General features: G+C 36.7%; 27 protein-coding genes. 23 read left to right on the top strand and 4 right to left on the bottom strand.

The features are described from left to right. Nucleotides 1-9: 9 nt before the first annotated feature. The 19 genes from ftsE (at nt 10) to GCWU000282_RS14375 (ending at nt 17,151) form a co-directional block, all read left to right on the top strand. The gene (gene ftsE / locus GCWU000282_RS14470) at nt 10-714 is read left to right on the top strand and encodes a cell division ATP-binding protein FtsE (protein ID WP_242828974.1); all 705 of its coding nucleotides are present in this window, start codon (nt 10-12) and stop codon (nt 712-714) included. Then, complete coding sequence (gene ftsX / locus GCWU000282_RS14465; RefSeq protein WP_023355924.1) at nt 686-1,591, top strand: permease-like cell division protein FtsX; 906 nt, start codon at nt 686-688, stop codon at nt 1,589-1,591. Before ftsE ends, ftsX begins: the two co-directional genes overlap by 29 nt. Further along, nucleotides 1,584-2,798 carry a murein hydrolase activator EnvC family protein gene (locus GCWU000282_RS14460; RefSeq protein WP_023355923.1) on the top strand — a complete coding sequence of 405 codons (1,215 nt, stop codon included), beginning with the start codon at nt 1,584-1,586 and terminating at the stop codon, nt 2,796-2,798. The genes ftsX and GCWU000282_RS14460 overlap by 8 nt, the downstream gene beginning before the upstream one ends. A gap of 39 nt (nt 2,799-2,837) precedes the next feature. Beyond that, complete coding sequence (locus GCWU000282_RS14455; RefSeq protein ID WP_023355922.1) at nt 2,838-4,124, top strand: S41 family peptidase; 1,287 nt, start codon at nt 2,838-2,840, stop codon at nt 4,122-4,124. Between the two features lie 236 nt (nt 4,125-4,360). Continuing rightward, a complete protein-coding gene (gene rpsB / locus GCWU000282_RS14450; RefSeq protein ID WP_035041192.1) occupies nt 4,361-5,086 on the top strand; it encodes a 30S ribosomal protein S2 in 726 nt (241 codons plus the stop codon). Nucleotides 5,087-5,196: 110 nt separating this feature from the next. Then, nucleotides 5,197-6,123, top strand: coding sequence for a translation elongation factor Ts (gene tsf / locus GCWU000282_RS14445; RefSeq protein WP_023355920.1), 927 nt, complete (start codon nt 5,197-5,199; stop codon nt 6,121-6,123). 67 nt (nt 6,124-6,190) lie between these two features. Further along, nucleotides 6,191-6,913 (top strand): MgtC/SapB family protein, encoded by a 723-nt coding sequence (locus tag GCWU000282_RS14440; protein WP_242828972.1) that lies wholly within the window; start codon nt 6,191-6,193, stop codon nt 6,911-6,913. Between the two features lie 224 nt (nt 6,914-7,137). After that, nucleotides 7,138-7,932: an acyltransferase domain-containing protein gene (locus tag GCWU000282_RS14435; RefSeq protein WP_023355917.1), complete on the top strand. Its 795-nt coding sequence runs from the start codon at nt 7,138-7,140 to the stop codon at nt 7,930-7,932. A 156-nt stretch (nt 7,933-8,088) separates the two neighbouring features. Continuing rightward, on the top strand, nt 8,089-9,390 hold the full coding sequence (locus tag GCWU000282_RS14425) for an ATP-binding protein (protein ID WP_035041188.1): 1,302 nt from the start codon (nt 8,089-8,091) through the stop codon (nt 9,388-9,390). Nucleotides 9,391-9,472: 82 nt separating this feature from the next. Further along, the gene (locus GCWU000282_RS14420; protein ID WP_023355915.1) at nt 9,473-10,186 is read left to right on the top strand and encodes an HsdM family class I SAM-dependent methyltransferase; all 714 of its coding nucleotides are present in this window, start codon (nt 9,473-9,475) and stop codon (nt 10,184-10,186) included. Between the two features lie 65 nt (nt 10,187-10,251). Continuing rightward, nucleotides 10,252-10,533 (top strand): CD1845 family protein, encoded by a 282-nt coding sequence (locus GCWU000282_RS14415; RefSeq protein ID WP_023355914.1) that lies wholly within the window; start codon nt 10,252-10,254, stop codon nt 10,531-10,533. Between the two features lie 33 nt (nt 10,534-10,566). Further along, nucleotides 10,567-11,502, top strand: coding sequence for an acyl-CoA thioester hydrolase/BAAT C-terminal domain-containing protein (locus tag GCWU000282_RS14410; RefSeq protein WP_023355913.1), 936 nt, complete (start codon nt 10,567-10,569; stop codon nt 11,500-11,502). Nucleotides 11,503-11,581: 79 nt separating this feature from the next. Continuing rightward, nucleotides 11,582-12,421, top strand: coding sequence for a class I SAM-dependent methyltransferase (locus tag GCWU000282_RS14405; protein WP_023355912.1), 840 nt, complete (start codon nt 11,582-11,584; stop codon nt 12,419-12,421). Between the two features lie 20 nt (nt 12,422-12,441). Continuing rightward, the gene (locus GCWU000282_RS14400) at nt 12,442-13,554 is read left to right on the top strand and encodes a hypothetical protein (RefSeq protein WP_023355911.1); all 1,113 of its coding nucleotides are present in this window, start codon (nt 12,442-12,444) and stop codon (nt 13,552-13,554) included. A gap of 103 nt (nt 13,555-13,657) precedes the next feature. Further along, the gene (locus tag GCWU000282_RS14395) at nt 13,658-14,014 is read left to right on the top strand and encodes a hypothetical protein (RefSeq protein WP_023355910.1); all 357 of its coding nucleotides are present in this window, start codon (nt 13,658-13,660) and stop codon (nt 14,012-14,014) included. A gap of 125 nt (nt 14,015-14,139) precedes the next feature. Beyond that, a complete protein-coding gene (locus GCWU000282_RS14390) occupies nt 14,140-14,592 on the top strand; it encodes a DUF2262 domain-containing protein (protein ID WP_023355909.1) in 453 nt (150 codons plus the stop codon). 27 nt (nt 14,593-14,619) lie between these two features. Next, nucleotides 14,620-14,811, top strand: a complete 192-nt coding sequence (locus GCWU000282_RS16950) for a hypothetical protein (protein ID WP_023355908.1) — start codon at nt 14,620-14,622, stop codon at nt 14,809-14,811. Between the two features lie 386 nt (nt 14,812-15,197). After that, on the top strand, nt 15,198-15,770 hold the full coding sequence (locus GCWU000282_RS14380) for a TetR/AcrR family transcriptional regulator (RefSeq protein ID WP_023355907.1): 573 nt from the start codon (nt 15,198-15,200) through the stop codon (nt 15,768-15,770). Nucleotides 15,771-15,783: 13 nt separating this feature from the next. After that, a complete protein-coding gene (locus GCWU000282_RS14375; RefSeq protein ID WP_023355906.1) occupies nt 15,784-17,151 on the top strand; it encodes an MATE family efflux transporter in 1,368 nt (455 codons plus the stop codon). 59 nt (nt 17,152-17,210) lie between these two features. Here the strand turns inward: GCWU000282_RS14375 and GCWU000282_RS14370 are convergent, their stop codons facing one another. After that, nucleotides 17,211-18,722, bottom strand: a complete 1,512-nt coding sequence (locus tag GCWU000282_RS14370; RefSeq protein ID WP_023355905.1) for an ABC transporter permease — start codon at nt 18,720-18,722, stop codon at nt 17,211-17,213. Then, on the bottom strand, nt 18,719-19,447 hold the full coding sequence (locus tag GCWU000282_RS14365) for an ABC transporter ATP-binding protein (protein WP_156913164.1): 729 nt from the start codon (nt 19,445-19,447) through the stop codon (nt 18,719-18,721). Before GCWU000282_RS14365 ends, GCWU000282_RS14370 begins: the two co-directional genes overlap by 4 nt. Nucleotides 19,448-19,605: 158 nt before the next feature. Here GCWU000282_RS14365 and GCWU000282_RS14360 point away from each other — a divergent pair, with 158 nt between their 5' ends. The 3 genes from GCWU000282_RS14360 to GCWU000282_RS17310 all read left to right on the top strand — a co-directional run bounded on the left by GCWU000282_RS14360 (nt 19,606) and on the right by GCWU000282_RS17310 (nt 21,716). Continuing rightward, the gene (locus GCWU000282_RS14360; protein WP_035041184.1) at nt 19,606-20,313 is read left to right on the top strand and encodes a response regulator transcription factor; all 708 of its coding nucleotides are present in this window, start codon (nt 19,606-19,608) and stop codon (nt 20,311-20,313) included. Further along, the gene (locus GCWU000282_RS14355) at nt 20,310-21,521 is read left to right on the top strand and encodes a sensor histidine kinase (protein ID WP_023355902.1); all 1,212 of its coding nucleotides are present in this window, start codon (nt 20,310-20,312) and stop codon (nt 21,519-21,521) included. The genes GCWU000282_RS14360 and GCWU000282_RS14355 overlap by 4 nt, the downstream gene beginning before the upstream one ends. 66 nt (nt 21,522-21,587) lie before the next feature. Then, the gene (locus tag GCWU000282_RS17310; protein ID WP_023355901.1) at nt 21,588-21,716 is read left to right on the top strand and encodes a hypothetical protein; all 129 of its coding nucleotides are present in this window, start codon (nt 21,588-21,590) and stop codon (nt 21,714-21,716) included. Between the two features lie 55 nt (nt 21,717-21,771). Here the strand turns inward: GCWU000282_RS17310 and GCWU000282_RS14350 are convergent, their stop codons facing one another. Then, a complete protein-coding gene (locus GCWU000282_RS14350; protein WP_023355900.1) occupies nt 21,772-23,238 on the bottom strand; it encodes a glutamate decarboxylase in 1,467 nt (488 codons plus the stop codon). Between the two features lie 72 nt (nt 23,239-23,310). Further along, nucleotides 23,311-24,771 (bottom strand): amino acid permease, encoded by a 1,461-nt coding sequence (locus GCWU000282_RS14345; RefSeq protein WP_023355899.1) that lies wholly within the window; start codon nt 24,769-24,771, stop codon nt 23,311-23,313. Nucleotides 24,772-25,260: 489 nt separating this feature from the next. On the opposite strand from GCWU000282_RS14345, the gene GCWU000282_RS14340 reads away from it, so the two are divergent. Continuing rightward, nucleotides 25,261-26,289 (top strand): YdcF family protein, encoded by a 1,029-nt coding sequence (locus GCWU000282_RS14340; protein WP_035041182.1) that lies wholly within the window; start codon nt 25,261-25,263, stop codon nt 26,287-26,289. Nucleotides 26,290-26,327: the final 38 nt, after the last annotated feature.

Below are 26,327 nucleotides of genomic sequence, written 5' to 3'. Positions count from 1 at the left end.
CCTGCGGTTATGCTTGTGAATGCATCGAAGGACTATTCATCTAAGAACAACGGAGAGACAAATTCACTTAAAAACGTTAACATTACGATAAGAAAAGGTGAATTTGTATTTGTTATCGGAGACAGCGGAGCAGGAAAGTCTACTTTATTAAAGCTTCTTATGAAAGAAATAAATCCTACATCCGGTAAGGTCTATGTAAACGGTAAGAACTTAAAACGTCTTAGACATAGCCAGGTGGCGAAACACAGAAGAAATATAGGGATGGTATTTCAGGATTTCAGACTTTTAAAGGAAAGGTCAGTCTATGAGAATGTGGCTTTTGCTATGCAGATAATCGAAAAAAGCCCACAGGTTATCAGAGAGACAGTTCCAAGAATGCTGGAAATAGTTGGGCTTTCAGATAAGGAGAAAGCTTATCCAAAAGAACTTTCAGGGGGTGAACAACAGAGAGTTGCAATAGCGAGAGCACTGGTTAATGAGCCTATTATTTTACTTGCAGATGAGCCTACAGGTAACCTGGATCCTAATAACTCTTGGGAGATTATGAATCTTTTGGAAGAAGTGAATAAAAACGGAACTACGGTTGTGGTTGTCACCCATAATATAGAAATTGTAAAAACCATGAAAAAAAGGGTGATAGAATTAAGAAACGGTGAAGTTGTAGGTGATTGGATAAACGGTGCAGATGATGAAAATACGGACTTTGTTGTATAGTTTTAGGGAGGGGTTTAAGGGTATTCGCAGAAACAGGATGTTCTCTTTGGCATCAATGGGTACCATAGCCGCCTGCCTATTTATTTTTGGACTTTTTTTCTTGTTGGTAAGTAATTTTGATAATATGATGAAGTCAGCGGAGGCAGGAGTCGGAATTACGGTTTTTTTTGAAGATGGTTTGTCGGATGAGGCAAAGAAAGAAATCGGTGCTAAAATTTCTTCAAGGAAAGAAGTAAGGGATGTTGTATATGTTTCAGCGGATGAAGCTTGGGAGCGTTACAAAAAGACTTCCCTAAAGCCTGAGCTTATAGAGACTTTCGGAAACGATAATCCTCTTGCGGGCAGTGACTCATATACTGTTTATGTTAAAGAAATAGAAAAACAACCGGAAATTGTAAACTATATTGAAACAATTGAAGGGGTAAGAAAAGTAAACAGTAACCGTAATACAACTTCGGGCTTTTCTGCAATTAATTCACTGGTTGGAGTTATATCTATAACGATAATAGGTTTACTTTTGGCAGTAGCGATATTTCTTATAAGTACAACCATAGCTATGGGAATTTCAGTCAGAAAAGAAGAAATATTTATTATGAGAATGGTAGGTGCAACTGATTTTTTCATTAGTGCACCATTTGTTATAGAAGGTGTAGCACTGGGACTTGTAGGAGCTTTGTTGCCGTTAGTTCTGCTGTATTTCATTTACGAAAGAACGGTTAAGGTACTCTCGGAGAGATTTAATACTCTCGTAAATATTTTGGTGTTTATTGATACTAAAAAAGAATTTATGGTGCTTACACCGCTTTTGCTTGCCATAGGGGTAGGAATAGGTTTTGTAGGCAGTTTTTTTACAGTTAGGAGGCATATAGATGTCTAAAAAGAAAATGTTTGCAACTATGCTTATATTTGCGATATTAACAGCATTTGGCGGAAATATTTTTACACCGATGGCTGATACAATTAAAAGCCAGAAGGATGAAAAGAAAAAACTTGAAAAGAAGAGAGCGAAAGAGAACGAAAGAATAGAAAAATTAAAAGATCAGAGAGACGAAATACAGGATGCAATAAAGAAACTGGATGAAAAAAAGCAGAATATAGAACTTAAGATTGCGGATTATGATAAAAAGGTGAAAAAGACGGAAAAGAGTATCGCCAAGACGGAAAAAGAGATTAAGGCTGCAAAAAAAGTCGAGAATGAACAGTATGATATAATGAAAAAAAGAATTAAATATATGTATGAAAACGGAGAGACTGATTACTTGGAAATAATTCTCGGCTCAAACTCGGTGGAAGATTTGTTAAATCAAAGCGAATATATGTCCAGAATTTCGGAATATGACAATACTCTGCTTGGAAGATATCAACAGGCTAAAAAGGTTGCCGAAGAGAAAAAAATTGAAAAAGAAAATAAGTTGACAGATCTAAATATTATTCTTAATGAACTGGAGACAAAAAAGGCAGAAAATGAAAGACTTGCAGATGCTAAGAATGCTCAGATTGAAAAATTTGCGAGTTTGATTCAAGAAGCCGGTAAAAAGGTCAGTGAATATGACCTTGAGATAGTTCAGAAAGAAAGATATATTGATGAATTAATAGCGGAAGCGGAGAGAGCAGAAAGAGAGAGAAGGGAAAGAGAGGCAAAGGCTTCAGGCGCCGGGAATGATATAATTGTTTCCGGAACAGAATCGGCAGCAGGCATGATATGGCCTTTGCCTGCAAGCAGATATATAACATCAGGATTTGGTTACAGAAATGAAGTAATGGCAGGTTCAGGTACTTTTCATAACGGAATAGATATTGCAGTTAATGCAGGTGCCTCAATTGTAGCAGCTAAAGCAGGAAGAGTAATAGCAGCAGGCTATCATTATTCCATGGGAAATCATGTAATACTCGATCATGGGAACGGAGTATATACTGTTTATATGCATTCCTCACAACTTCTGGTAACTGTCGGACAGGAAGTAAGTCAGGGAGAAACTATAGCTTTGGTTGGAAGTACCGGCATGTCGACCGGTCCTCACTTACATTTTAGCGTAAAAGTAAACGGACAGTATGTGAATCCGCTTGATTATGTATCACCTTAAGATTAGACCGGAATTTGGAAGAAACAATGGAGATAATTGATGAGAGAAAATAAAAAGTTTTTTTTAGGCATATTGGTTGGTATTGTTATATTTTGTATATTATCCGCAGCCTTTATAAAAATGGCTTTTGAGAGCAGAGCTATAAGAGGTATGCTTTTCGGAGTGGTTAAACAGATTTCCGCGCTGGATTCAGCTGAGGATGAGACAAATAGAACAGATACGACTACAGGAGCCGCCATAGATTGGGAAAAAGTTAGCAGAAAGTCCCAAGAGTTGTATGATACAATAGATGATTATTATCTGAATGAAATAGATAATGACAAAATGCAGGACGGTATATACAAGGGAATGGTAGACAGTCTGGGTGATCAGTATACCGTATACTATACTGCGGATGAATATAAACAATTTACCACAGCCTCCAGCGGAACTTATTGCGGAATAGGTGTTGCGGTAAGTCAAAATGTAACAACAGGGGCAATAACTATAGTAAAGACATTTAAAAAAGGCTCGGGAGCAGAAGAAGGAATGCTTCCCGGAGATGTGATTTATAAGGTTGCAGGCAAGAAGATAGAAGGGTTGGAACTTTCCAAGGTAGTATCTCAGATTAAAGGAGAGGAAGGAACCTTTGTTAAGGTAACCGTATTAAGAAACGGAAAAGAAATTGAGTTTAATCTTGAAAGAAGACAACTTGAAATTGATACGGTTACATACAGGATGGAAGAAAAAGATGGTAAAAAAATAGGTTATATTGCTGTTTCGGAGTTTGATGAAGTTACGGCTTCCCAGTTTAAGAGTGCTTTAAAAGACCTGGAAAAAGAAGGTATGCAGGGACTTGTAATTGACTTAAGAGACAATCCGGGCGGTCTCCTTGATGTTACCTGCGAAATGCTTGACAGAATGATAAAAAAAGGAATTCTTGTATATACAGTGGATAAAAACGGAAAGAGGGTTGATGAGGAGGCTACGGATAATTTAAGCTTTGATAAGCCTGTAGCCATACTTGTAAACGGTAACTCTGCCTCGGCTTCGGAAGTATTTTCGGGGGCTATGAAGGATTATAAGGCTGCAACATTGGTCGGAACCAACACTTTCGGCAAAGGAATAGTTCAGTCTATAGTTCCTTTTGAAGACGGTACAGCAATGAAGGTCACAGTTTCAAAGTATTATACCCCAAACGGAGCAAATATCCATGGAACGGGAATTAAGCCCGATGTAGTGGTAGAGCTTAACAAAGAAGCCTTAAATGACGGAAAACTTGATAGGAAAGAAGACAACCAGTTAGACAAGGCTTTAGATGTGGTTGTAAAGGATATAGGCAAGTAGGAAATCTGCATTAAAATCTCTGCAGTATACCCCAATACCCAAATGGGCGGCAGATAAAATACTTGCATTAAGCTTTATTTTATGTTAGAATATACCTTGCGCAAAAATGTGCAGGGTATTTTTTATGAAATACCATAACAATTAAATCATGCCTGTTTTATACTGATGGTGCCCTGAAGGGGTATGGCAGTTAAACGCTGAGACAGGCAGAAGAAAAACCATGGAGGTAGAAAAAAATGAGCGTTATTTCAATGAAGCAGTTACTTGAAGCAGGTGTACATTTCGGACACCAGACCAGAAGATGGAACCCTAAGATGGCTCCTTATATCTATACCGAGAGAAACGGTATCCATATCATCGACTTACAGAAGTCTGTAGGTATGGTTGATTCAGCTTATGAAGCTATTAAGAATATCGTAGCTAACGGCGGAACCATTCTTTTTGTAGGAACAAAGAAACAGGCTCAGGAAGCTGTTAAGGATGAAGCTATCCGTTCAGGTATGTTCTATGTAAATGAGAGATGGCTTGGTGGTATGCTTACCAACTTCAAGACTATCAAGAGCCGTATTGCAAAGCTTAAAGAGTACGAGAAAATGAGCGAAGACGGAACATTTGATGTACTTCCTAAGAAGGAAGTTATCCAGATAAAGAAGGCTTGGGAGAAGCTTGAGAAGAACCTTGGAGGTATCAAGGAGATGAAGAAGCTTCCGGATGCTATCTTCGTAGTAGATCCTAAGAAGGAAAGAATCTGTATTCAGGAGGCACACACACTGAATATTCCAATTATCGGTATTGCAGATACTAACTGTGATCCTGATGAACTTACATATGTAATCCCCGGAAATGATGATGCTATCAGAGCAGTAAGACTTATCGTTGCTAAGATGGCAGATGCTGTTATCGAAGCTAATCAGGGTGAGCAGTTTGTAGAGACAGTAGAAGAAGCAGCTACAGAAGAATAAATAATGATATTCCTTAGCCGCAGGCAGTATTCCGGTTTTATATTCAGAGTGGAATCTGCAGGCAGGGACGTAAATTTTTGTATATAAACAGTTAATAGGAGGACGAAAAAATGGCAGCAATTACAGCAGCTATGGTTAAAGAGCTTCGTGAGATAACAGGCTCAGGTATGATGGATTGCAAAAAGGCTCTTGGCGCAACTGACGGAGATATGGATAAGGCAATAGAATGGCTTAGAGAGAACGGTTTTATGAAGGCTGCTAAGAAGGCAGAGAGAATTGCAGCAGAAGGTGTTTGCGTGGCAGCAGTAGCAGCAGACGGCAAAAGTGCAGCAGTTGTTGAAGTTAACTCTGAGACAGACTTCGTTGCTAAGAATGAGAAATTTACAACATTTGCAAATGAGGTAGCTGCTAAGGCTCTTACTACAAATGCAGCTGATGTAGATGCTTTCCTTGAGGAAGAGTTTGAAGCAGGCAAGTCTATAAAGGCAGCCCTTACAGAACAGATCGCAGTTATCGGCGAAAATATGAATATCAGAAGATTTGGAAAGCTTGCTGAGGCTGAAGGCTTAGTTGAATCTTATATCCACGGAAGCAGAATCGGTGTTCTTGTTGCTCTTAAGACAAGCGTAGTTAACGATGCCGTTAAGGAAGCAGCAAGAAACGTAGCTATGCAGATAGCAGCTATGCGCCCTACATACCTTAACAGAGACGAAGTTTCTAAAGAATACCTTGATCATGAGATGGAAATTCTTAAGGCTCAGGCTGCAAATGATCCTAAGTTATCGGGTAAGCCTGCAAATGTTCTTGAGAATATTCTTAAGGGACAGCTTAACAAGGAACTTAAGGAAATCTGCCTTGTAGATCAGGTTTATGTAAAGGATAGCAGCATGACTGTTCAGGCTTATATTGACAGTGTAGCTAAGGCTGAAGGAGCGGATATTGCTCTTACAGGTTTCGTTCGTTTCGAAACCGGTGAAGGTCTTGAGAAGAGAAGCGAGAATTTCGCAGATGAAGTTGCAGCTCAGATGGGCAACTAATTTTAGAGTTTAGAATATTAATAATTATGGATCTCTCTGCAAATTAGATGGTTTGCAGAGGGATTTTTTGCAATCTATATTAAAGAAAGACGAGGTGATAACCATACTTCCTTTTATAAAAGAGCAATTTATTATTCAGAGTATGCACCATGGAGAACTTGCTTTAAGAATATTGTTTGCAGGACTTTTGGGAGCAGCCATAGGATTTGAAAGAAAGAACAGAAATAAATTGGCAGGAGTGCGTACACATGCAATAGTAGCTTTGGGGGCTGCACTTATGATGGTTGTATCCAAATACGGATTTCCGGATGTGGACAAGTTTGATGCTTCGAGAGTAGCATCGCAGATAGTCAGCGGGGTGGGTTTTCTTGGAGCCGGAATTATTTTTGTTAAAAACAATACTTCAGTGAGTGGTTTGACAACTGCCGCAGGCATATGGGCAACAGCCGGAGTCGGCATGAGTATGGGTGCCGGGCAATATTTCATATCAACCCTAAGTACGGTAACGATACTTATAATGCAGGTTGTATTTCATAGAGTGAGATTTCTGGCAAATGAAGCATTTCAGGAATACTTTATAATTGTACTAAAAAAGTCTGACAATGCTGTGAAAGAGCTTGAAGACTATATGACCGCGGAAAAAATAGAAATAAAATCAATCAAGATAACGAAAAGAGACAGTGATAACTTAAAAGTGGATTTTGAACTGTTATTTCCTGCTGGCTATGATAAAACAGCTTTAATCAATAAGCTGGCAGAGAAAGAAAACATAGTTTCTGTAAGAGGATAGAGTTTTCCCCTATAAGTAGCTTGTAATTGTTATTTATAGGGGAGTTAAAATCTCCGTCCCAGACAGACATATTGGTAAGGTAAGAGCTTTTAAGACTTAACATTCACTGGTGGTTTTGGGGAAATAGTAATTTGTGGTACATCATCCACAGGATAAAGCTGTTAAACAAATAATTATGTGCTCTCTTAGCTTTTTTACTTATAATATGGGGAATGATATAAAAGATGATGTTAGATATAAACAGACTTATTGAAAAACTGGATTTTGCCGATGATGTCTCAGAATTTATAAATACTATTACTATGGATGAAACAGAGTATAAAAAGTACAAAAAACTGTTTTATGAGGATTTTATGCTTTTCCTTAAGAGTATAAAGTCTAAAGAGGATAGGTATTTATTTTCATTAAAACTATATATTTGTCTGGCAGCAGAAAACTATGATTTGATTACTAAAAGACTTTATGAAAAAGAAAGTATTTTGGATGATAACGGCTTAAATCCCGAAACAGTTTACTTTGACACAATATCAGATATATGTATTTGGCAGGAAGTTCACAAAAGGAAAACAGGGGAAATAGGTCTTTCAGAGCTTTATTGGGTAGCAAACTGTGTGAAAGGAGACTTATATAGGTTTGGAAGGTTACAGTTTGAACCTGATAAAAGTACAGATATAGTGCATATACACATTCCTGAGGACAAAAGCCTTGATGTGAATGAGTGTATAAATAACATAAATCTGGCAAATGAATTTTTTGATAGGTATTCGGGATTTGACTGTGAATCCTGGATCTTAAGTCCTAATATCCTTTCACTCCTTCCGAAAGAAAGCAATATAAGAAAATTTCAGGCATTATTTGATGTACAACATATAAAGTATGACTTTGAGCAGGCAAGTGAACGTGTCCTGAATGAGGCATATTCAAGAGGACAAAAAAGTAGTCTTTATCAGAAATTAAAGGAATATGTTAAAGAAAACGGAGATCCGGGAATTGGGTATGGAGTTTATAAAAAGTTTTAGAGCAGTGGAGAGAAACTACCATTTAATAAAAATGCGGATTTGTGACTTAATATTAAATAGCACCCTTGAATTAGTAAGATATTTGCAGTATAATTTTGATATGGTATTTAATTTAAATGCGTATTTGTATAAAAATATTAAATGGAGAGTACGGTAATGGAAATTCAAAGACCAAGATATATGAACCAATTGATAGATAAAATAGATAATGGAAGGGTAAAAATTATTACAGGTATTAGAAGATGTGGCAAATCATATTTACTCTTTGAATTATTTAAAAAATACTTACTTAGTACAGGGGTACAGAGAGAACAGATTATTGAATTAGCTCTTGATGAAATTAGGTATATGAAATATAGAGATCCACTTATCTTAGACGAATACATAAGGCAACAAATAGATAGTGCCTCAATAAAATATTATATTTTTATAGATGAAATTCAATTTGTTGAAGAAGTTGAAAATCCGTATATAAAAAATAGTGAAAATAAAATTACTTTTGTGGATGTCGTATTAGGACTTATGAAGATTCCAAATGCTGACATCTATATAACAGGAAGTAATTCAAAAATGCTGTCCAGTGATGTATTAACACAGTTTAGGGACAGGGGAGATGAAATAAGAGTTCATCCTTTTTCTTTTTCAGAATTTTACTCTTGCTATGATAATGATAAAAGATTTGCTTTGGATGAGTATTGTTTATATGGTGGGATGCCAATGGCGGTAAAACTCAAAGGTCATAAAGAAAAAAGTGAATACTTGAAAAATGTATTTACAAATACCTATATAAGAGATGTAATAGAGAGAAATAGCATAGTAAAAGAGAGCGCTATTTTGGATGATTTATTGGATATTATCTCTTCATCAATAGGTTCTCTTTCAAACCCGACAAAATTAGCAAATACATTTTTATCAGAAAGAGGTATAAAAATATCACAATATACAGTAAACAGCTATTTGGAATATTTTATAGATGCATTTTTGATTGAAAAAGCCAGAAGATTTGATGTTAAGGGAAGAAAGTATATTTCATCACCATATAAATATTATTTCAATGATATAGGACTTAGAAATGCAAGATTGAATTTCAGACAAAATGAAATGTCGCATATTATGGAAAATGTGATATATAATGAATTGCGAATAAGAGGACTAAACGTTGATGTTGGAATGGTTGGATATAATTATAAGAAAGAAAATGGTAAAAATGCCAGAAAAAATTTAGAAATTGATTTTATAATAAATCTTGGCAGTAACAGATATTATATTCAGTCGGCATTAAATGTGGACAGCGTGGAAAAAAGAGAGCAAGAAACTGCTTCGCTTAAGAGAACAGGGGATTCATTTAAAAAAATTGTAATAGTAAAGGATAACATTATTCCAAAGCATGATGAAGAAGGAATTTTATACATAGGAATTGAACAGTTTTTACTTGATGAAAAAGTGATAGAGATGTGAAATCATCAGTTATAATGTTTGATAATACTATTCATAGCTAGATATACATAATTAAAAGTATAAAAGAGAGGAAATCTAAAAAATGGCAAACAAAAATACTGCTGTTATTGGCTTTGAAAAACAAATATGGGATGCTGCCTGTGTACTTAGAGGAAACATGGATGCGTCAGAATATAAAAGTGTGGTGTTGGGATTAATTTTCTTAAAATACATTTCTGATAGATTTAAAGATAAATACAATGCACTTGTCGAGGAGGGCGATGGATTTGAAGAAGATATTGACGAATACACTTCAGAAGGAATATTTTTTGTGCCTGCAGGAGCACATTGGAGTGAGATTGCCGCAAAAGCTCACACTCCTGAAATTGGAAAAGTTATAGATGATGCCATGCGTGCTATTGAAAAAGAAAATAAAAGATTAAAAGATATCTTACCTAAGAATTTTGCCCGCCCTGAACTTGATAAAAGAAGACTTGGGGATGTTGTTGACCTGTTTACTAATATTAGGATGACCAAACATGGAAGCGAAAAAGATATTCTTGGGCGGACTTATGAATATTGTTTATCAATGTTTGCTGAGCAGGAAGGAAAGCGTGGTGGTGAATTCTTTACTCCATCCTGTGTTGTGCGTACTTTAGTAGAGATTTTGAAACCGTTTAAAGGCCGTGTATATGATCCTTGCTGTGGGTTTCGTGTCATAATAATGACAGAGGCAAATAGTTCAGTAAAATCAAAGGTTTTGAAGCTTCTACCAAAGTTAAAAACTGAAGAAACTGATGGTTTATGTGTTGCTTAGAGCCACTATCGACTAAAATAATAGTTGTAAGCAGCACATAAACTAAAGAGAAAAAGAGGTAGTGTATGCGATGGATATTAAAAATTATCTTATTTCCGATTAGTCTTGTTTTATCAATTCTGACTGCTTTTCTAACATTCTTACTTGGTATAGGAACAGCATTACTGTATATCGTTATGGTGTTCTGCATATTTGGGGCGTTAGCATCTTTCATTCAAGGAGAAGTCGGAATAGGTATATCGGGCTTGGTCATCGGTTTTCTATTTAGTCCTTATGGACTTCCAATGATAGGAGCAACTGTGATAGCATTTATTGAATTGATAAATGAGAAGATTAAAGCGGTGTAGACAAATTAGAAGTTGAAGAGGAGAAACTTTCCCATGAAGAAAGAAATCAAAACAATAGAGAAAGATGGATATAACGGCGTATACTGGCCGAATCCGAACGGCAGTAAATATTGCATGATTGCCATGCTTGGTGATGATACAAAAGACATGATGGCAAAGGGTGGCGTCAAATGGCTTCAAAAGAAAGGTCTGAACGTCCTCACAATGTCACCGGCCCCAAAAGATTACGGTCACCATAACTATCCACTCGAACGTTTTGAGAAGGCACTTGCATTTCTGAAGACGATGGGCAATGAAGAAATCGGTATTATGGGTGCCTCGACAACTGGTATGCTTGCGCTTGTCGCAGCGTCATGCTTTTCGGAAATAACGCTTACGATAGCCATTTCTCCTTCTGATTTTGTGATGGAAGGTTTTTATCAGGATGGGAAAGACGGGGCTCACGAACGTCCGGGAGACGGAGAGTCATCTGTTTCATATCACGGTAAGCCGCTTCCTTATCTGCCCTATGCGTATCGCCATCCGGAATACTGGCAGAAAATATCTGAGGAAACCAAACGGCGTGGCGCGATGGTTGCCAGTCGCGATTTGTTCGATGAATCGGAGAAAAGGCATCCCGTGCAGGAAGCCGAGAAAATAAAGGTGGAGAATATAAAGGGTCGCATTCTGCTGATTGGTGCGGAGGATGATGTACTTTGGGATACCTGTAAATACATTCGTAGAATGGAAAACAGGCTGAAAGAAAGGGACGCGGATAACAGTGTAGTTCTCATGACCTATGAACATGGAACGCATTTTATTTTTCCGCAGACCATGTTAACAGGCATTCTTCCTGTGGGTTCCGGGCTGTTTATCAGCATGGCTTTTAAGGAGGCAAAGCAGTATCCGAAAGAGTGTAAGCAGACGAGGATTGATGTTGATGAGCGCTTATCGGAGGAACTAAAGCAGTGGATAAATTCGACTCGATAAATCCCAGTTTGTCGAGCTAAATAAAACTGAATATTGAAGATACAAGGCGATTAAGAAATAGAAAATCTTAGTCGCTTTTATGGAAAAAGTCAAAATAGAAAAAAATACCGTCCAAGAAACACTTATTATTCCTCTATATGGCAGAAAAATGTGCTATGATAAATTTCCTGAACTTTACTCAGACACTTTTGCAAAGAAACTATGTGAAAGGCTTGATTATGATTTTTCGGAACTGGAGAGAAAGAACAATTCGTTTTTATATGAATTCGGCTCTCTTGAGGCTGCAATGAGACAGCTTGACATAATATGGGAGATTAAAGAATATCTCAAAAAATATCCTAAAGCTACTATTGTAAACCTTGGCTGTGGTCTGGATGAAACCGGCAAGTCTTGCGATAATGGGCTTTGCCATATTGTAAATGTGGATTTTCCAGATGTTATAGAGGTTCGTAATAAGCTGACAGCTACACAGGAAAGAGAAAAAAATATTGCCTGCGATTTAAAAGATTATTCGTGGATGGATGAGGTAGACGGTTCAAACGGAGTTATTTTGTTTGCTGCCGGAGTATTTCATTATTTTAAAAGAGATGAAGTAAAGAAAATGGTATTAGAGCTTTCCCAAAGATATCCTAAAGGCTGTCTGGTATTTGACAGTGTAGGAAAATTTGGAATAAAATTAATGATGAAAAAGATTTTAAAAAATATGGGTATTGATGATGTAGAGGGACTTTTTTACCTCGATAATCCTAATAAGGAACTTAACTGGTCAGATAAAATAAAAGTCAGTTCAAAAGGTTATATGTTAGGATATTATGACATGAAAAGTCCGGGAATTACTTTTGCTCATCGCTTACTTGCTAAAATGGCAGATAAAATGATGAGAATGTCGGTAAACAGAATGGATTTTAATGAAATGTGAGAAAGCAAAGGAGATTGGTTATGGAAAGAGAACCGCAAAAATGTAAACAATGTGGCAGAGAAATATATTTTGATGGGATTTGTGCTGATTGCAGAGCAGAAAATCAGAAAAAGGAGATATTGGCACTTAAAGAAGAAGAAATAGACATCAGAATAAAAGAAATTTGTGAAGAAATTGAAGCAACAGGTGATTTGGATAAAAACCATGGAATCTTTATAAAACTGTTGGATTACAGAGATATAAATACTTCCAAAATAGCCGAAACTGCTTTTAAGCATAAGGTTTTCTATCCTTGTGAGCTATATAAAGATGCTTCTGAAGATATAGTAAAATCAATGACTGAAATGATAAAGCAGGATGATATCAAGGATGGACTTGCGGGACATTTATTGTTATGTCTTGCTGCAGCCGGTGGAGATGAGGTGTATCAGACCTTTTTAGAGCTTGAAAAACATCCAAAAGAGTGGAGGAAAAAGCTATATGTCAATCCTTCATTTTATGCGACCTATGGCGGCTGGTCTTATGATAAGGAAGGAAATTTTATTAAAACCAATTTTGACCAATGCTATCCTCTGATTAAAGGAACATCGGAAGAGAAGAAAAAAAGTCCTGTAAAAATCGGTATAAGGACTGATGAGAATTGCCCTAAATGTGGCTGTACTGTCGTAAATCTTATGGAGATTGACGGCAGGGATAAAAGACTTGATTTTATTGGGATAGATGGTGTTATTAAAGCGAAATGCTGTCCAAACTGCTTCCAGTTTTCTGATGGGGATTTTTGCAGATATACTGTAGATGGAGAAAGTGAAGCTATTTTCGGGGAAGATAGTTTCAGAGGAGAAGATTATTTAGGAGATATCGGAGTAGAGGAATTAGCTTCGAATACCTTTGTTTTGGGTGATAAACCTGTTCCGCTCAGATTTGCGGCTGACTGGGACGGTGGTTCATCTGTTGGTGGTTTTGCCTTCTGGATTCAGGACTGTGAAATAAAAATGTGCCCTGATTGTGGAAAGCCTATGAAATATCTTGCCCAGATACAATGGGATACAGTGCTTGACGGTATGGAAGGGAATGCTTATATAGAAATATGTAAGGACTGCAAAACTATAGTTATGCTACATCAGCAGACTTAAAGGTATGGAGATAATAAAATGGGATATAACATAAAGAAACTAAAGCTTGAGTTAAAACGAAATAACCCCAATAACTTTAATTTTGAATGTAGAAGAATGAAGAGTGGGAAAGGATATAACTATGGAAGATGATGTACTCAGGGTAGTAAAAATAGATAAAGAGGCTGTGTATGAATTTATTTATGAGAACTTTATAGCTAACCAAAGAGAATTTTTGGGAGTTAATTCGGCTGATGTAATAAATAATTTTGAAATGGATTGGGAAAAAGGTGAGTTTATCTTTACTGTACATAAACAGGAAGATGCAGAGGGGGAAATTATTTCATTGCCTAAGGAGATAGAAATACAAGAACTGCTTGAAAAGCTTCCGATTACAACTGATTCAGTACTGAGTGCAGGTCAAATTTATAAGGATTACACTTTTGAGGAATTAAGCAGATTTCTAAAGGATAGCAAATGAATTTTATAAGTTTTACAGGTGGAAAGACAAAGTAGGGAACTTAGAAAAATAATTACAAGATATTTTTGGAGAAAAGATGAATAAGTATAAGATTACAACTAAACTTATAACATAGGGAGGAAGATATGAAGAATAAAATTTTAATCGGCAACACAGAATTTGTTTTAGATGATAGTGGTGATTATATGGGCAAGATGGATGTATGGGGAAAAGAAACAGATATTCTTCTGGAGATAAAAGCTGATGAGAAAGAAGTTGAAGACATCGTTTTTGAAAAAATTAACTGGCTTAATAAAAACAGAAACAAGATAATAGATACATTTATGAAGGAAAATGACTATTTTATAGAAAATATTAATGATATGATTGAAAGCGGTGATTTTACCGCAGATAGAGAGATTACAGAGAAAGATTTTATCGAATCACTTTTTGTGAATAATGTCGTAATTTATGTAAAAGAAAATGAAACAGACTTTATGCTAGATTTAGATGCTGAGCCGGATTATTTATTAGGACATTTGGCTTGTATGGAGATAGACAGTGAATATGGAGTTGAATGTGGTGGAATAAACGGATAAAGGTAAATAATTATAAGGAGAATAAATATGTCAACATTTGTAGGCTTTGTACTACTTGATGAAGTAAGGTTTGATGCTGGAAAATATATTAAAGACCTTAAAGAGGATTGGAATTTAGATTATGACTTTGCAAAATTATATGATGAAAATGATGATTTTCCGATAGTACACCTAAGCACCCTTGAACTTTTTCTGGCAGAGGAAGAAGCCTTGGTTTGAGGAAGAAGCGGTGCCTGTGCTTCGGGAGAGGGTATGGGAAGTTTTGCGGTAGTAAACTTATTAAAGTTTGCTACCTTTTTTTAGGTGCGCTTTGCGACAGACGTTTCTAAAGGGTGAAGTCCCCAATACGCCCCGGTAGTCGGAAAGATGCGCCAAAGACAAGGGTGTCCGTCGTGAGGTGGAATCTTAAGGAAGTCGGATGGCAAATCTCCGGTCTGACAAATAGAAATCATATCAGGCTATAGCTAAGGATAAGGTTGCTAAACAAACTGAAGTCCAATAACCGGATAAAATAATTATTTAAATTCTGCCTGATTATGCTTGACAGGGGAAAAGTTTAGTAGTATTATTTCTTTACCGACGACATAGTCGGTAAGGAGGAAAGTATGGTGGGTAAAAGACTAAACAAGGAAGACAGAAGGAAACAGATTAAGGAAGTTGCATTAAGACTTTTTACAGATAAGGGTTATGCAAAGACTACAATGGATGAAATAGTACAGGAATGTGGGATATCAAAAGGAGGGATGTATCATCATTATGCTAATAAAGAGGAAATCTTTGTAGAACTCCTAAAAGATGGAGGTGAATATAGAAAAAATATTGTTTTGGATTATATGAGGGAAAATCCTAAAAGCCGTAGTGAAAAGATTATGGATAGTCTTTTAGATAAGGTGCTGGATGAAAACCCATATAAAAAGCTATATACGGTATTTCTTATAGAAATGCAAAGTAACAAGGCATTTAAGGAATTGTTTGAAAAAGTATATGACAACAGCCTTGAAGATTTTATAGAATTTTGTAAAAAAGAGGGTCTAGAGGAATATATCGCTATCAGTAACAGAGAATTTACTTTTTTGCTGAACTCTTTATATGTGGGTATATATCTTTTTGAAAATGTAGACAAAGAGAAATTAAAAGAAATGCTTAAAATAATGTTTACGGCATATTTAGAACGATAGGAAGGTCATAATTATGAATAACGAAAAAGAAATGATACTAAATGAAAACTTATGGAAGGTGTGTTACAGGCTTTCCTTTCCGGCAATTATTGCAATGGTGCTGTATGGACTAAATGTAATTTTTGACGGTATTTTTGTGGGCAGGCTTGTAGGGGAGACGGCTTTTGCAGGAATCTCTATAGTATATCCGCTTACGCAGATAAGTCTGGGCTTAGGCTCACTTGTAGGCGTGGGAGCAGGCTCATACCTTAGTATTTTACTAGGTAGAGATGATAAGGAAACGCAGAAAAAATTACTTGGAAATGCGAATTTAATCTCCGTAATAGCAACTGTGATTATGATGGCAGTAGGATTTGTATTTATGGAACCTTTACTTAGGTTGCTTGGGGCCGATGGAGAAATATTAACATATGCGATAAGCTATTTTAGGATTACCCTGATAGGAAGTATATTCTGGATTATAGGTCTTGCATATAATATGATAGTAAGGGCTGAAGGCAAGATGAAAACAGCCGCGATTATGATGGGTGTGGGGCTTGTAGTAAACATAATATCAAACTACATACTTATGGCTGTTTTCAAAATGGGAGTTGTCGGTGCAGCCTGGGGAACTAATATAGGTATGTTTGTATATGCGCTGTTATTTGTAATATACTGTAAAGGGGGCAAAGCAAGTTTTAATGCCAATGTATTTACAATAAGCTACAATAAGGAAATAGTTAAAGAAATCATTTCCCTTGGTATGCCATCACTTATAATGAGCATAATGGGGGTTATACAGGGAATTATTATTCTAAGAGCCTTGAAGGCCTATGGAACAGATCTTGATATAACCTTTTACGGAGCAGTATTTAGAATATTTAACTTTTCACTAACACCTATTTATGGACTTATGAGGGCATTACAGCCTGTGGCGGGGATTAATTACGGTGCAAAGCAGTATGAAAGGAGTATAAGTTCATTTAAGATATTCTCTTTTGTGGCACTTATTATAATGCTTCCATTCTGGCTGGTGTCAATGTGCAGTCCTACACTTGTCTTAGGAAGTATGCTGCCAAATGTAAACTTTAATGAGAGCTACATAGCAAGCTTCAGAATATTTATGACAATAGCACCTTTACTTTCTGTTACCATGACGGCTATGACATTCTGGCCTTCCATTAAAAAGGCAGCGCCTGCAATGATAATGGGACTTGGCAGACAGCTGTTTTTATATATTCCGCTTATGATAATACTTCCAAGAATTTTTGGAACACAGTCAATATATACCGGTTCTCTTGCAATTGATATTTTCCTTTCGGTGATTGTAATATTTATGCTGATGAAGAATTTTAAGGAGCTTAGAGGACTAAAAGATAAAGAAGTTAAAGAGAACGCTTAAATATAATTTTTCATCCCCCTGCAGTTTTACTTGCTGCAAGGGGATTTTTCCTACGTTTTTTAAACTTGAGTCCGGACATCGGCTTTTCTTAGATAAATATTGCTGATAATAAATACCAAAACAAGATAAAGCGCGCAAGAGCCTATAAGAACAGGTATATTAAGAGCGCCTGTAATTGCGGTACTTCCCAAACTATATATCAAAGCAGAAAACGGAGTTGCATAGTAAAATCCTTTAACTGTCAGGGCAACCCCTGCAAGGCTTCCGGCAAAGGCAAGTGCGACAGGGATGGCGAAGGAGTGTATTATCATTGATAATGTACATTGAACTGCAGCTATTGTTACTACACAAAGTATGCTGCAAAGAATTCTGTATAAAAATTGTACAGGTATATTTCCGGGGAGTCCAAGTATTTTTCCGGAAAATATATAGATAATTACAATCCATATTATACTTAGCGAAGACATGATACCTGCTGTAATCCACTTGTCCTTTATGAGCTTTACGGGAGAAGTTACGGTAAGAATCAGATTCCAGTTGCTACCGGAGTGCTCCATTCTCCAAAGAAGACTTGAGAGTATACCTATAAGAGGAGAAAGGAAGAATAAACCCAAGAACAGAGACTGTTGTGTCCAAAGAGCTTCCCAGGTAAACTTAAGTACCTCACGGTTCGCCTTAAAGTTAATTGTGCCGATTACTGCTGAGATTACAGGAATCAGTATAAATGAGAGCCAGATTGGATTACGTTTAAGCTTAATTAACTCAGCAGGAAGGCTGATGTGAAGCGATGTGGAGACTTTATGCCTCTTAAAGCCTAATATAGAAGTACCTTGTTCAGATTTGGTAAAAAGAAAAAGTCCAAGTAAAAATGTTCCGAGCAAATACAGGAAAGCTATAAAGATTCCCATAATAGATATATGGTTAAAGCTTAGTGACATAATTTTTGCAGCTGAATCAAAATTCATATCAACTGTGCTAAGGGAGAGCAATACTGACCATGGAGTCCAAGGTTTACTGCTGATATAAGCCATAAATAAACCTGTGAGTATACCACCAAAGCCTATGGAAAGGGCGGCAAACTGGTTATAAAATATGAGAGAAAGCAGACTCTGTAGCTGGAATATTATCATACCGCTTATAATTTCCGCAAAAAATGTACGTAAAATTGCACTAAGAGGTACAGCCCCTGAAAAACCTGAGTGTATTCCAATAAAAACTACCATACACATTTGAATTATACAAAATAGTGTAAGATTGATAAAACCATAACAAAGTTTTCCAAGGTAAATATGAGTCCTATTGTTGAGAGTAGGCAGTAAATTCCACATAGAACCTTTGTTTTCAATATCCACAGTTCTGCTTGCAAGTACTGTCATTAACACAGACAGAAGCAAAGTGTTAATCATAGGAATACCAAAAAGTATATTTGTCCATTCTTTACCTGTAGAGGACATTGCATTAAATAAGTAAAAATAATTTAATATAACTGCTGACAGAATAAGCAAAAGAGTGTGTTTATGCTTTGCCTTCTTAAATTCAGCAGATGTCAGTGTTGAAACAGCTGTAATCATAGAGACTCCTTTCCTCCTGTCATTTCAAGAAAAACTTCTTCGAGATTTTCACCCTGATTTTCAAGCTCTGCAAGACCTCCCTGATAGAGCATTTTACCATGATGAATGATGCCAACCTGATCAGCCATCTGTTCAATTTCGCTTAGCAAATGGCTTGAGATTACTACAGTTATTCCTCTTTCTTTAGGAAGTGATATGATGAGCTGTCTCATTTCCTGAATACCTGCAGGATCAAGCCCATTGGTAGGTTCATCAAGGATTAAGAGCTTAGGATTTCCAAGCAGAGCCATAGCAATACCGAGTCTTTGCTTCATTCCTAAAGAGTAATTGGAAAGTTTTTTGTCACGCTCATCATATAAGCGTACAGTTTTAAGGGCAGATTCTATTTCTGTTTCCTTTACGCATTTAAGCTTTGCGATTATCTGCATATTTTCAAGACCTGTAAGGTGTCCGTAACCGCCGGGATTTTCAATCAGACTTCCGGTTTTATGTAAAATTGCAAGCTTATTTGCAGAAGTAATTGTCTTACCAAATACCGAAATATTCCCACTATCAGGATGAATAAGCCCGAGTATCATTTTAAGTGTAGTGCTCTTACCTGCACCATTTGGGCCAAGAAAGCCATACACACAGTTTTCGGGAACTTTAATTGATAAATCTTTAACACGATAGCCGGTTCCGCCTTTTTTGCTTATATTAACAGTTTCAAGTATATACTTCATAATATTTACCTCCGTCATTTGATTATGCATATAGGATAAAGCATCAACATTATGTAAACATTGCATTTACATTAAGGCTACATTAAGAAATGTTGGACACTATACTCTATTGTGGTAGAATAAAGTATAATAAAGTAAGAAAATGTTGTGAGGTAAAAGCTATGAATAAAGCGGAATGCAAGATTCTTACAGTTGATGATGAGAAGGAGCTTACTTATATAGTAACTGATATACTTAAAAGAGAAGGCTATGGCAGGATTGACAGTGCAGCAAATTTAAAAGAAGCGGAGAAAAAGATAAGAGAAAATACTTATCATTTGATTCTCTTGGATGTAATGTTGCCTGATGGGAAGGGGTTTGAACTATATGAAAATATGAAGAAAGAAGGGTATATGTATGAAGTGCCGGTAATTTTTCTTTCTGCAAGGGATGAAGATGTAGACAGACTCCATGGACTTGGACTTGGAGCAGACGATTATATTACAAAGCCATTTCTTCCACAGGAATTGTTGCTTAGAATAGGGGCAGTGCTTAGAAGGACTTATCACTTGGAAAAAAATGTAAATATGGTACGTCTGGGTGAGAGAACCGTATCTATAGAAGCCGGTACGGTAAGATATAAAGGAGAAGAGAGTCCGCTTACTGCCAAAGAACTGGCTCTTTTTGTTATACTTGCAAAAAACAGGGGAAAGATTGTAACGACAGATACTCTTTGCGATGCACTCTGGCCTGATGGAAGCTACGGACTTGAAAGTTCATTGATTGTACATATGAGGCATTTAAGAGAAAAGATAGAAGAAGAACCTTCAAAACCCGGATTTCTTAAGACGGTAAGAGGATTAGGCTACAAATTGGAGAAAGAACAATGAGAAGAAGAAAAGAAATGAAATTTTCAACAGTTATTGTAGTATTAATTACAGGATTCGTACTTCTTTTTGCAGATATCTTAATATATTTAATTATAATGCTTAATGTAACCTCAGTGGATTATCCCTCTTCAAGAGAAATACTGGCTAATCTTACTTTTAAGAATGGTACTTATGAGTTAAAGAGGCAAGAAACAAAGAAAATTAGGGAAAAGAATTATTTTGCCATGTTAATAGATGATGCCGGGAATATAGTATGGAGCGAAAGCCTGCCTGATAAGCTTTATAAAACTTATACACTGAAAGATGTGGCGGGATTTACACGATATTATCTTGAAGACTATCCTGTAAGAACTTATGTGGCTGATGAAGGACTACTGGTAATTGGTGAAAAGACAGATAAGGTATGGAAATATACCTTGGAATATGGCTCAGAAAGAATGAGGACAGCCATACTTATTATACCGCTTCTTTTTGTGATTAATGCTGTAGTGCTCATCACAGTACCGGTTACATTACAAAGGAGGAGGCAGAGACAAAAAGAAGAAGAAAGGACAGAATGGATAGCAGGAGTATCGCACGATATCCGCACCCCACTTGCTATAATTATGGGAAATGCGGAAACAATCAGTAATCTGACAGAAGATGAAGAAATAAAAAAGAAGGCAGATTTGATTGAAAAACAGGGAATAAGGCTTAGAACTCTTGTAGAGAATCTGAATCTTTCCAGTAAGCTTGATTTTGGCCTTGGTAAATTTGAAAAGAAAGAAATAAAGTTAAGCAGATTTCTTAGAAAAATTATTACGGAGCTTATGAATCAGGCTGAGGATGAGAGGTATGAGTTTGAACTGGAAATAGATGACAGCTTGCAAGATATACAGGTGAAAGCAAATGAAAATTTGTTTGAAAGGGCGGTAATTAATCTCATAATAAATGCTATGCACCATAATCCTGAATGTTGTAAAATAGAAGTAAAGCTTTACAAAAATATTAAAAATGTGCTTATTCTAGAAATAAGTGATAATGGAAAAGGAGTGGCTGAAGAGTTTCTGAAAGAATTAAATTGCAAAGGTTATGAGTGGAATACTGCTAACGGTCCCCATGGATTAGGACTTAAGATAGTTAAGCAGGTAGCCGGTTTTCACAGATGGAAGGTTGAATTTGCTAAAAATAAAAAAAACGGTTTTATCTGTAGATTTAGCTTAAAATAAATACTTATGGTAATAAAAGAAATGGCAAACCAATGGCTAAAAAAATAAAAACATAGGAGGGACTATATGAGAAGAGAACAACAGCGATGTAAATCATGTGGCAGAGAAATATATTTTGATGGAATCTTTACAAAACTGTTGGATTACAGGGATATAAATACTGCCATTAGCTTCAAATATCTTTGTTTTAGGTGATAAAGAACTGCCAACAAAACAAGCTGTGGCAGTTCTTTAGTGTTGACAGTAAAACCTATCTGCCACTGTGGTCAAATCCCTTGCCCGGCTTAGCATTCTTTTCGTTATCGCGTAGGACAACACGTGCACTGCTTAATATTTCAATCTGTTTTTTCATTTCATTGACACAAAGAATTGCAAGAGGCATGCCAAAATCCTGACGAAGAACGAGACGCTGTACATCCACATCAGCTATATTTTCCGGCATCGGATATGCAGGTATCATCCAGCCATGCATACGGAGTCTGTCTTCAAGATCATATAGAGTCCAGTTGACATCTGCATCTTCCCGTAGTCTCCAACAAACAATCGGAATTTGTTTAGCCTCTTCAATCATTTCAAAGATGCCCATTTTTTTGATTTCAGCAGCCATATATCTTGCAACATCTATAGTACGTTGGTGAATCTCTTTATATCCCTTAAAACCGTTTCGCATGAGCATGTAATACTGACCGACAATTTGAGATGCACTGCGTGAGAAGTTTATTGCCATAGTTGCCTCTTCACCGCCAAGGTAACTAACCCAAAAAATAAGTTCTTCGGGAAGAGCTTCTTTTGAACGCCAGATTACCCAACCTACTCCGGGATACACCAGACCGTATTTATGACCGGAAGTACTGATTGACCACACATTTTTAAGTCTGAAATCCCATTCCAGTTCGGGTTCTATAAATGGTGCAACCATTCCACCTGAGGCACCATCAACGTGAATACGGATTGGGAACTTACGGTTATTCTTATTGTGGCGTTCTACGAGCTTATCAAGGGTTTTGACGTCATCGTATTTTCCTGTGTAAGTGATACCCAATATCGCAACTATACCTATAGTATAATCATCAACATAGTCCATAACAGTATCCATATTAAGAGATAAATGATCCATATCAAGAGGTACGGTTCTCATTTCAATGTCCCAGTAACGACAGAATTTTTCCCAGCATACCTGATATCCCGAAGAAATTACAAGGTTTGGCTGTTTGATGTGTCTGTCAAGGCCTGCCTTATCAGCCAGATGCTTCCATCTGAAAAGCATGGCAAGTCCTCCGAGCATGCAGGCTTCGGAAGAACCAACCGTAGATGTTCCAATAGGCTCTTCCTTTGGATCCATATGCCACAAATCTCCGATAATATCCACACAGCGATTTTCAAGGTCAGCAGTCATCGGATATTCGTCCTTGTCAATGGCGTTTTTTTCAAAGTTTTCCGCCATTAACTCTGTAGCGGTAGGCTCCATATAGGTCTGGCAGAATGTTGCAAGATTCTGTGTCGCATTTCCTTCGGTTTTTAAGTATTCTCTGATTATCTCAGCCGCAACCTGTGGTTCAACCGGATCCTCATTAAGCTTTTTATTCGGCATTTCAACATCGCTGGCCAGTGTTCCGAAAATCGGTGTAAGATATCTTGTTTCGGTGTTCATAGATGCCAGTGCATCACCGATACGATTACTGCTTTTCCTATTTAACTTTGATGTTTTTTTATTCATATGAGCCTCCTTTTCCTAAAATTAACGGTAAATTACTCTAATTACTTTTGCGTTGTTAAATATATTTTCATATTATGAAGCCCATCTGCTCTTATTTGAATAAATAAGAGTAGGTATTATCACAGAAATTACAAAGCATATTACGAGTACAATCTGATATATTTTGTTATCCGCAGATGTGAGCTTCGATGATGGGAAAAATGAAATAATAAGAGTCGCAACTGTCATAAATAATCCAACAGCGGCAACAATCAGCTTGAATGGTTTTCCTCCGGGAACTTGAAATTCACGTTTCAGGTTATTCTTTTTTAGGATTAAGACAAAATATCCCAAGAAAAACAGTACATATCCAACTAAATAAATAACCACAGTGAGGCCTATTGCCGTCATATAACCTACAGAAGAATCAGATCCGCCTGCAAGTGCTATGGAGCCGCATAAAACAGCATCCCAAATTGTTACTATAATAGATTGAACTACAATAGTCTTTACAGACACATCATGCTTATTTGTTTTTGTAAAAGACGGAGGAAGAATCTTATCATTAGCGGCCTCCAAAAGTGCTCTTGATGGTCCGACTATCCATGAAGAAATTTCAGCCAATACGCCAAGGGCCAACAATATGGAAATCACTAAAACAAGCCAGCCAAACTGTGAGCCCAAGTGATTTATAAAGATGGCTTCAAAAGCTTCTATAACACCGTAAGAAAGGTTTCCGTTCAATGTTTTGGAAGAAAGTGTTGTTGCTATGGCCAGTCCGCCAAGTGCATCAAGTACAATTGTCAGAATGGTTAATACAACCATAACAGACGGATATGTTTTCGTAGGATTCTTCAGCTCATTAACATGAGAAGCAGATGCTTCTACACCCATATAGCCAAGGATAAATGATGCAAAAATTACAAGAGTGTCAACTTCCGTAAAATTTGGAATCAGTGTTTCGGCAGTCATCTTAATTTGAGATACTCCGCCGGTTGCAAAGTATACAATTAATCCTATCAGAAGTATAATAACAGGAAGAACTATTCCCCCTATAAAACCAATCTTTGAAATACGTTCTGTATACTTTGTTCCGCCCAGCTGTGTGAATGTAAGTGCCCATACTATGATTGCTACACCAAAGAACATTACAAGAGGATTATCATAAAGTGCATCAACCTTAAACACATACGCCAAGGCAGCGAGTATAAAAAATGCCATGGTCACGAATCCTACAGTTATCTGAAACCATTGAAAAAACAATGCCGAAAATCCCCAGCGAGGTCCGAGCGTATTTCCGACCCATGAATAAATGCCGCCGGATTCCCAACCTTCAACAGTAGCCATTTCTGCCGAGCACAGCGCTACCGGCAGGAACCAAAGAATGCCCCCGATAATCAGAAAGAAAACAAGCTGAAATCCGGAGGTGGCAAAAGACGGATACTCATATACCGTCATTACCATAGATGCTGTTATGGCAAAGAATCCAAAAAAACCTAATTTATGTGTGGATTTGTTGCCGGGTTTTACTTCCGATGTTGATTTATTGTCCATAAATACAGCCTCCTTTCACTAATTTTTCACCAAAATTGTTTATGTTGAATCCGCCTATATCTCCTCCTTTCCAAAATTGTGAATCTTAGTTATTCATAAACTGCCTACGAAAGAACATATAAAATTGTAAGATAAAAATAATGCTCCCTTTTTCATAATAGTTATTTAATCCGTATTTGTAAAGAGATATTTTAAAATTCACAAATATGATATTAAAGTCCATGTTTCGGATAAAATTAAGTATTAGCAGCGAACGAGTGAAGCTGCTATAAAAATATGAAAATATTACTCTTGTATAATCGATATAAAAAAGGTTATAGTAGTAACGGGATTAAAAATGAACAGATAATAGGAAACACTTGGTAATATCCTCCGTAGTCACGGACTGAAAACTGTTTTCCTACTGCACTATGTAGAATAAGAGGTCTGTGACCTATGGCGTAAATAATTGTGACTAATTCAAATAATGAATTTTATGGGAGGCAACACTTGTTATACATTATTACGGGAATCGTCATAGTGGCATTTATTTTTTCGATGCTGCGGGATAATCGCAGTATGTGGAATCCTGCACTGCTTATTATAGGAGTATTTTTCTCATATTTATCATTGGTTCAACTCTTTTATACATCAGGTGATGAAAATGTTTATATGATTACACTGGCAGCCGGTTTTTTGGGAGTTCCGTTCTTGGTGTTTTTAAGCGGTATTTTTCTGATATATAATGGGTTTGTACTGTTAAAACGTGAAGGCAAATCTAAGGTGAATTATCTGTCGCTGGGTATGGGAATTCTTATTATAGCCTTTTATATAATGATATTTGTTCGTGCATATGGAACTGACAATTATATTTTTTATCAAAATCCTTGGCTTAACATATTTTTCATATTTGTAATTTATTCATATATAATTTTTGGTTTTGCATTCGCGGGATTTTTGCTTTACTCCCTGCTATATAATTTTATTCCCAAGGGAAAAAACTATGATTTTATCATTATCCATGGTGCGGGGTTATTAAACGGTGAGCGGGTAACTCCGCTGTTAAAGAGAAGAATCGATAAGGCAGTGGAAGCATTTAAAAAGTCACGAAATTCAAATATTAAGTTAATTGCAAGCGGAGGACAAGGTGCCGATGAGAAAATCTCGGAAGCACGGGCAATTTTTAATTATCTGATGGAAGAAACGGATGTGCCGGGTGAAGCTGTTTTAATGGAAGATCAGTCTAAAACGACTTATCAGAATCTTCTTTTTTCCAAAAAGCTGGGAGAAAGCCTGGTTGAGAATCCACGTTTTCTTTTTGTAACTAATGACTATCACGTATTCAGAACAAGCACTTATGCTAAAAAAATCGGAATAAGAGGTGACGGACTGGGGTGTTCGACAGCCTCCTACTATTTGCCGTCCGCTTTTATTCGGGAATATGTTGCATTATGCGTAAAAATGAAATGGATGTTTGCCGGATTCTATGCGCTCTTGATAATAGCGATAGCATTTTCTTATCACGGTATTTTATGGTAATCTGTGGTAAACAATGGTTACTTGATTTAGAAGCAGAA

This window comes from Catonella morbi ATCC 51271 (assembly GCF_000160035.2).
GTDB lineage: Bacteria > Bacillota > Clostridia > Lachnospirales > Lachnospiraceae > Catonella > Catonella morbi.
This window is presented reverse-complemented; position numbering and strand designations above follow the sequence as displayed.